The sequence below is a fragment of the Natronococcus sp. A-GB7 genome (genome assembly GCF_029688865.1).
In the GTDB taxonomy this organism is placed as follows: domain Archaea; phylum Halobacteriota; class Halobacteria; order Halobacteriales; family Natrialbaceae; genus Natronococcus.
Genome location: NZ_JARUKV010000057.1, coordinates 1 through 7,638, shown reverse-complemented (window position 1 = coordinate 7,638; position 7,638 = coordinate 1). Strand labels below are relative to the sequence as shown.

Sequence of the window (7,638 nt, the reverse complement as noted above, 5' to 3'; positions counted from 1 at the left end):
AATTTTGGCAAGAATTGGATGGTGCAATATTTAGCTCAGATGAAATACAGGACTTTATGTAGGGGTCGCAAGTATCTGTGTCTCTGATAATCCAGTGACTCTGTAGTCGCTTGAGGCTGTAGCGGCATATACCCCTGTTCGGTATCCAGCGAGTTGGCCAAATCCCCTTCAATTATCTCGGCGAACCTCTTGGGAGAGCCAAATATTCATTCAATTCGAGAAGATGGCTTAATATCGGGACATATGAAGTGAAATTTGGCGAAATGGGATAGGAAAACCGCTATTAGAATTGTATATCTTGGTTGTCGCAGGACGGACAACCAAGATATATGGGATCCTCTTAGGGAGATACCCGACGAAAGACACACATATCACAGGACACGGCGAACGTCAGCCATATGTCTGACTGTTCTTTTTGCTGTAGGAATGCATCAACTCTGCATATGCCCCGCATCACGTTCACGGCTGAGGAAAGCCACAAAAACCACCTCGCCGACCTCGAGGAGCGTGATAACATTGATAGTACAGCTGCAGCGGTCCGTCATTGCATCGAGATTGCTGCAGAAGCCCAACAGAATGATGCAGAGCTGCAGCGGTGCATTGAGGAGTTGCAGCGGGAGGTCGAGCGCTTAAAGAACGAGAAGCGAACCCTAATTGAGGATCGGCAGGAGAAGCAGGAACTGGTCCGATACGTTGAGGAGGAGCGCAAGATCCAGCGCATGCGCCAGGAGCGGGAGTCAGCTCCGGTGTGGAGACGGGCAAAGTGGTGGGTCCTTGGAGCACCGACGAACGGCCGCGACTGATTCTACAGGGGATACATGATTGGACTGGTTTGTCTATATTCCGCTCTCGTCAAATGTTATTAGCGGATGTCTGGCTGCCATTTAGTACCCTCTTGAACGGTTCAGCTTCACCACGCTTCAGATGCGCATTCCACTCCGCCAGCGTTTTGCCCTCGACCGTGGTGTTCTTGCGGATGTTGTCCGGGAATGTGTCGAGAGGCGTATGATGGAGTCGGGTCAGCTTCCGGAAATTGGTTCCCTTCTTATAATTAAACGAGCTGTATAGTTCCCGAACTCGCTGTTGATAGTCCGCATCAAAAGAGTACGAAGTATCGTACAGCTCTAACTCCTTCGCCATCTTCTCTGCCTCATCCTTCCGGCTGGAATCGTCGTCCCATAGATATCGGTCGACGTTGGTGTGCTGCTTGTGGGCTTCCCGTTCCGGTGAGAAGTCTGGCTCGAGAATCAGACTACTGGGCGGGTTGTGCCAGTAATTGTCGCGAGACTTTGCCATTTCCAGCCCATCACCAACCCATGTCCCAATTACCTTTGGTTGGCCATACAAAAGGTGCTCAGGCAGCCACGCTACGAGAAGTAGTTGGTCAGGGTACTTTTGCATAATTGACTGTCCTTTCATCATCCTCCCAGACATTTCCGTAGCAAACGGACACCATGCCTTGATTTCGACACCAGGCCAGACCCAGTCGCTTGATGGAGAGTAGTCGAAGTCGGCGAGTGCCAGATCTGGATACTTTTCACCACCAATTCTCTCGTTGATAACCCATCCAACGTTGTCTGGCAGTTCGTCACCGTGTATCGATTGCACGCGCTTCAACGCCCGCGTTTCAATCTGTACGGACATCAGCGACGACAGCTTACTCATATTCTTTAAGAACTCAATCACCGCGTCCTCGTCGCATCGATTTACAGTTAATACATCGATTTTACGACCATCGATCCAGTTTTGCAAATCGGAAACGACTTCATCAATATGGTCTGGTATATCGATAGTCCCGTAGTCTGGAGATAAGGACATACTGAGACATTGATGTTGATGATATGAATCCTTTTGGGAATCACCCAAACGACTTATTGTACAAGGTCAGAAGACATCGAGTTCTGACTGTTGTTGATCGCGGGTCCGTTCACTCTGGTTCTGCACGTCAACAAGTCGCTTGACTGCAGTATCGAAGTGTTCATTAACAATCTCGGCACTCCGGCATTGGCGTTCCAATTCAATGCAGGCTGCAGCTCCAGTACAAAGCCCACCGAATGGTTCCCAGACTACATCGCCGGGATCAGTTGTGGTTTCGATAATACGTTTCATTAGCTTTAGCGGCTTCTGGTTGAGGTGTTTCGCTTTTCCGTCTTTTGTCACCCGCTCATCACCGTTGAGCTGTGCTTCATCCCACACGTTTGTCAGGCCTGCGTCGAGATCGAACTTCGACCGATAATGCGACCATTCTTCGGCATCAACAGGATTCTCTCCGTCTGGAGCAAAGTAGGGTTTCCCCTCAGGATCTCCATGTTTGTTTGCATAATCAACCATCGCCTCCATTCGCTCTGGCGGTGGGAAGTACCATAGATTCCCCTTAGTCAAGTATTTCCGAGATGCTGCGTCAGCGACGCCACACGCATCGTTTGCGTCCTGAAGAGTAAGACCAGTACGATCCCATTCACTAATCACCCATTCTTGCATATCCATCGGCTCTTCTGCCCAGGAAGGGTGGAACTCGGCCTCTTTCACATACTGAACGCAAACCTCAGTCACTTGCGGGAATTTGCGCAGTCTTTTCGTGTTTGAGTTGCCTGCGATATGACTCATCCCTTTATTCCAGATATTGCATCCGCGATACTCCCAGCCGTGTTTCTTTAAAATCGGATGGACCTCTGCCCAACCCTCCTCAGTGTTCCAAAACCAAAGCGTGGTTTCCGGTGTCGCATGTTCTGACCACGCTTTGATGTGTTCCTCGTACCACTCAGGAACCTCAGCCGCTTCATCAGGTTCCCCTGGGAAACTACCTGTCCCGTAAGCTCCATCAGATACAATCGTGACTGGCGTTTTCCAGTCTTCGTAGAGTTCGGAGACATCAGTAGAATATACCTCAACCTCGCCGTCATTGAACCTCTCAATTCTGATTTCCGACCTATCCGTCTCACTCATTTCTATCACCTTCTTTTTCCGAGGCTCTGTTAATTGCTTGGAAACTCATTAGAACTCTTTTATCGATCTCAATTTCGGGGAGAGAAAGAATGTCGTTGTAACCTCGACTGTGTGCGGCATCCAAGACGACACTCCGGTCAGTGACGTTGGCAAAGCAAATTAGTTGATAGGTGGTAGCCTCATTCCTCGATACCTGGTGTGGTCTGCTTCCAAGTACTAAAAAGCCTGCACCGGTATCATCAATAGCAATATCCTTCGTGCTGAGATAGCTAATAGTCGATTCGTCGGCTTCTTGTTGACTAATCTCGTAACCTGACATGGCTTTCTGCTCTAAGAAGGCCAGTTCGGGTGTCCTATCACCCGGACATTTCCAACGTCCTCAAGAGAACTGCCCTCCTCACCTATGCACACAACGGAACAGGTTATGAATGTGTCGATGACGTTTCAGATAGTAATTTCCATACAGAAATACCGTCGAAGGCAAAGGAATTTGCACTTGCTCCTTTACTCCTGTAGATATGGGACGTGAACGGGATGATGAAGGAAAATATAGTGATCGAATTCCTCTAGAAGTAGTACTCGACGTGTTCAATAATCGCGACGATATGGCTCGTCCTGTCACAGCTGATGATGTCGCTAAGAAAACAGGAATTGCTCGCAGGACAGCACACAAAAAATTAAATGCCTTAGTCGAATGTGGCGAACTCAGAACTCGAAAGATCGGCTCTCGTGGGCGAGTTTGGTGGGTTCCAATTCCAACAGAGGAATTTAATAGCCCATCTGCTAACTCTGAATGATAACACATCGTGATTTGGTACCAAAATTATATTAAGTAGAGATATGAACCTCCGAGAAACAGCGATCTTGGTCCTACCACATAAGATTAGTATCTAAATGTCATAGAATTATGTTAATTGCAACAACTCTAAACCAAGGGGTTTTGTCCAATCAAGAAGTCAAAGATAATGCGGTGGGAGATGCCTCTGACAACTTCATTCCCATCGCACTTTGTTCGTGCTACTTCCACACTATCCAGATAGAGTAAGTCAACGACGGTAGATTCGCTCCAGCAACGTCTAATAAAGAGTTTTGACGGGATCCGCCGTACCGTTCGGTATGACTGAGTACACGGTCGAGTTCGTCGGCACCAGCGAGTCGATCACCTGCACGGACAAGGAGACGATCCTCAGCCGCTGTCTCGAAGAGGGTATCGCCCAGGAGTACTCCTGTCGCGTCGGGATGTGTCTGGCCTGCACCGCCGAGATCCTCGAAGGGGAAGTCACTCAGCCCGCGGCCCGCGGGTTTACCGACGAAGAAGCCGAGAACTACGCGCTGACCTGCATGGCCCGGCCACAGTCGGATCTCAAACTCGAGCGCGGGAAGTACCCACCGGGCATCGAAGGCGACCTCACCAGCGAGTCGGTGACGGCCGACGACTGACAGCTACGCGGGACCAATCATGTGCCATTCCTACATACCCGCTGTAGGAATTCGGACACGGTTGTTCTACGTGTCGTGTGTATCTGACAAGAGAAACAGGAACTCGTCAAATACGTCGAAACCGAGAAATCGTTGAGCGAGCGGAAGACCCAAGCTGGAGACGTCACACGGGCGAAGTGGTGGCTCACCGGTATGCCGGACGAAGAGTGACTGGTAGGCCGTTATTTTCCGTGGTTTAGAGTAGGGTTCGAGCTGCGTGGATCGTCTTGTAGGTCATTGTTGATCTGTTCGTCCTCGATCGCTCGATTGTCGTCGGTCCAGGCATCGTCACGGTCGGCGAATTCAGGAGCGACATCGCTATTTTCGTCCTCGAGCATCGGAACGTAAGCGTGAACCCATCCTTTCGACTGTCGACAGATTACAGTCTCACCCGGTTCGAATTGGCCAAATTCGCCTTTCGCGAAGTCGTGTTGCTCCTCAAGTTTCGTCTCCTCAGAACCGAATAAACCGACATCCGGTCGCTCTCGGTGGGTGAATTCCTCGAAATGCGTTCCAATTCTCGAGCGAGCAAACTCAACACTGTCTGAATCAGCGACTCGAAGGATTACCGCAGTCGTCATCCCAGAGAGTAGCGCTTTGCCACGCTCCTTGCTGTAGGTATCATACAACTGCGCGACCGACTGAAGCGAGATAATCGCCTGACAGCCACGTCCACGACCAACATTGATGAGTTCACTGAGGCGATCAATCGTCACATCCAGGTGCTCAATCTCGTCGAGTAAGAAGTACGCCCTATTGTGAGGATCATCCATTCCGTGTTTAATTGCCTCGTCAATCAGGAATGCGAACAGTGGGGCGATTGTCGACGCCTGCCGGTTCGGATAGTCGAGCACGAGGACGCGGCCTTGAGGATCATTCATATACTCACGAACGCTGAAGTCGCCGTCACGACCGAAGTCACCAGTGAAAAGATCGGAGACTTGCTGCTGTGCAGTCGAGTATACACCGCTAGCCTGGCGACCGGCATCGGGATCAATCGCTGAAGCCGCAGCCGTCAAGTCATCATGGCCGTCGCTCGAGAGGTCCTCATACATCGTTTTGGCATCGGTCCGCTGCCAGTATCGCTTTAGATCTGCGTTTGTCGGATTTTCTACCTCGCGGTGGATGTACTTCACCGTCGCCGCGAACAGCTGTCGGCCAGCGTCCGTGAAGAACTGGTCGCCGTCGCTCGAATCGGGGAAAATACCGCGAGCAATCTCATCGACGTCGCTTTCGTTCCCGAGCTCTGCGAACAGGTTCCATTTGTGCTCACTCGCATCGGCAGAGATTCGAACAATATCGGCACCACGGGCCTCGAGCATATCTTGATAGTCCGTCTTCATATCAAAGACTACAGTCGGTTCGGTAGGATTTGAGTGGAGCTGCTCAACGATGTGCTTGAGGAATTCGGACTTTCCGGCGCCGCTGGTCCCAATCGCGAGGAGCGACCGACGGGGAACCCGAACGGCGTTCGAAAACACCGAGACGTCCTCTGCACGGCCACTATAGTACTGAATCGGGATTGCAAAGTTCTCAGCATCGGGTTTAACCGTCCGAAAGAGGTCACCAATATCGGTAAGCATCGAGACGTACATCGGGATTCTCTGGCCGAGCCGGACCACGAATAGCACCGGAAGGCCAAAGACGAGAATGAGCATGAGAATCCAAGATCCGACGACCGAGGCGAACAGAAAGAGCGCGAACAGTCCCCCGACGAAAGCAAACGGAGGAAACAGGCGGCTTTTTTGCCGAAGTGATTCAGTGGCCTCGTAGTACGCTCCTTCGAGAGAGACCGCGAGTTCATTGATTGTTGGACTTTTGTTCCGGAGTGCGAAAGCACCAAATGCCGCGCCAGCAGCGAGTTCGAGGAGGACAACTGCGAGAGTAACTACGCTCATCGGAACAACCCCTCCTCGTTCTCGTTCTCTGTCTCCTGGTTGCGACGTTTTTGCTCAGCATCAAAGAGTTGCTCTTGCTCGTGATCGTGCTGACGGTCGCGGTCGTTCTCTCGAGATCGATACTTATACCGGTCATTTTCGACCATCCGCTCGTTTGCGTTCTCCCGGACGGTATCGATATCCTGTTTATCCATGTAGAGATCGGTCTTTTCGCCGGTCATCGCGACGTGGGCGTGCGGGTGCTCAGTATCACGGTGAATCGTATAAGCGAAGGTCGTGCTCGGACGATCCTTCGCGAAGTTTTCCATCGTTCGGCGCGTTTCTCGAGCGAGTTCGTCGTTCGACAGCTGGTCACCATTCTCAGGCGAGATAATCATGTGTCGCTCAAATTGATGCTGTTCGCTTTTCTCGATGAATCGTTGCTTTCGCTGGTTGCCCATTTTTCGGCCGGAGCGATCGTACACTGGCGTATCTCCCTCACGGGAAATGTAGTTCATGAGGTCGCCGGCGCTGCTTTCCTGGTAGTCAGTACTGTAGTACGTCGTCACTGGTCATCACCTCGAAGGCGATCTTCGAGGCTCCCATCGTTGCCGTTGTTCTGGCTCTCAGTCTCGTCGCGATCGTCACGGTCGAGCGACGCAGGGATTCCCTCAAGAGGATCGTGGTGGTCGAACGGGACACGAAGTTTTTGCGACGCCCGAGAGAACTCCTCATCAACCCATGGTTCGGGAACCCTGAACTGTCGCTGTAAGAGCCGAAAGTTGACAATCGGATACACGCCGGCTCGGGCGTGGATATCACGGATGTCGTCAGCAGTTTCCTCGAGGGTGTCAGTAGCCTCAGCAATCATGGCTTCAATCCGTTCTTCAGCATTGAGCTCAGTTGCGCTCTTGTCGAGTTCTTCGGATTGACGCTGTTGCTGGATCAGCTTGTAGAGGTAACTTGAGAGAGTCTCATCAGCGGCGTCTGCTTCAGCCTGTAATTGTTTCTTTTCGGATTCAGTAACATAGAGTGAGATGGGTTGATCACGGCTCATGGTCCTACCACTTGGCGTCTCGAACCTGGGGTATGTAGGGCGGGAACAAGCAGGCGTTTGGCGGATACTGAAGCAGTTGGCAAGTTAAAATGCAATTTAGAAACGACCCAATTCGAACGCCGTCTTGCGGTTTTATACCACATTGTGCTACATTGTATTCCAATTTGGTCTATCAACTAGAATGTTACGCTGTATTTTGCTAACTAATATAGACATACCAATGGGGTGTAGTTCGGTAGACATACCAGAGAAAGTACTAATTCTTCAACTCAGTTTGAG

9 protein-coding genes are annotated in these 7,638 nt (G+C 51.0%); 3 read left to right on the top strand and 6 right to left on the bottom strand.

The window, feature by feature from the left end; genetic code table 11:
• The first annotated feature begins 443 nt into the window (after nucleotides 1–443).
• Entirely contained in the window at nucleotides 444–803 is a 360-nt protein-coding gene (locus QA609_RS24280) for a hypothetical protein (protein ID WP_278305198.1), read from the top strand.
• A 49-nt stretch (nucleotides 804–852) separates the two neighbouring features.
• On the opposite strand, the gene QA609_RS24275 is transcribed toward QA609_RS24280, so the two are convergent.
• From QA609_RS24275 to QA609_RS24265, 3 genes are all read right to left on the bottom strand, one after another.
• On the bottom strand, nucleotides 853–1,818 hold the full coding sequence (locus tag QA609_RS24275; RefSeq protein WP_278305197.1) for a hypothetical protein: 966 nt from the start codon (nucleotides 1,816–1,818) through the stop codon (nucleotides 853–855).
• Nucleotides 1,819–1,884: 66 nt separating this feature from the next.
• Complete coding sequence (locus tag QA609_RS24270; protein ID WP_278305196.1) at nucleotides 1,885–2,946, bottom strand: DNA methyltransferase; 1,062 nt, start codon at nucleotides 2,944–2,946, stop codon at nucleotides 1,885–1,887.
• On the bottom strand, nucleotides 2,939–3,265 hold the full coding sequence (locus QA609_RS24265; protein ID WP_278305195.1) for a hypothetical protein: 327 nt from the start codon (nucleotides 3,263–3,265) through the stop codon (nucleotides 2,939–2,941). Before QA609_RS24265 ends, QA609_RS24270 begins: the two co-directional genes overlap by 8 nt.
• A gap of 199 nt (nucleotides 3,266–3,464) precedes the next feature.
• On the opposite strand from QA609_RS24265, the gene QA609_RS24260 reads away from it, so the two are divergent.
• Nucleotides 3,465–3,743: a helix-turn-helix domain-containing protein gene (locus QA609_RS24260; protein WP_278305194.1), complete on the top strand. Its 279-nt coding sequence runs from the start codon at nucleotides 3,465–3,467 to the stop codon at nucleotides 3,741–3,743.
• Nucleotides 3,744–4,062: 319 nt separating this feature from the next.
• Nucleotides 4,063–4,386 carry a 2Fe-2S iron-sulfur cluster-binding protein gene (locus tag QA609_RS24255; protein ID WP_278305193.1) on the top strand — a complete coding sequence of 108 codons (324 nt, stop codon included), beginning with the start codon at nucleotides 4,063–4,065 and terminating at the stop codon, nucleotides 4,384–4,386.
• Between the two features lie 221 nt (nucleotides 4,387–4,607).
• Here the strand turns inward: QA609_RS24255 and QA609_RS24250 are convergent, their stop codons facing one another.
• The 3 genes from QA609_RS24250 to QA609_RS24240 are packed head-to-tail and all read right to left on the bottom strand — an operon-like array spanning nucleotide 4,608 to nucleotide 7,359.
• Nucleotides 4,608–6,323 (bottom strand): type IV secretion system DNA-binding domain-containing protein, encoded by a 1,716-nt coding sequence (locus tag QA609_RS24250; protein WP_278305192.1) that lies wholly within the window; start codon nucleotides 6,321–6,323, stop codon nucleotides 4,608–4,610.
• Nucleotides 6,320–6,871 carry a hypothetical protein gene (locus tag QA609_RS24245; protein ID WP_278305191.1) on the bottom strand — a complete coding sequence of 184 codons (552 nt, stop codon included), beginning with the start codon at nucleotides 6,869–6,871 and terminating at the stop codon, nucleotides 6,320–6,322. The genes QA609_RS24250 and QA609_RS24245 overlap by 4 nt, the downstream gene beginning before the upstream one ends.
• The gene (locus tag QA609_RS24240; protein ID WP_278305190.1) at nucleotides 6,868–7,359 is read right to left on the bottom strand and encodes a hypothetical protein; all 492 of its coding nucleotides are present in this window, start codon (nucleotides 7,357–7,359) and stop codon (nucleotides 6,868–6,870) included. The genes QA609_RS24245 and QA609_RS24240 overlap by 4 nt, the downstream gene beginning before the upstream one ends.
• Nucleotides 7,360–7,638: the final 279 nt, after the last annotated feature.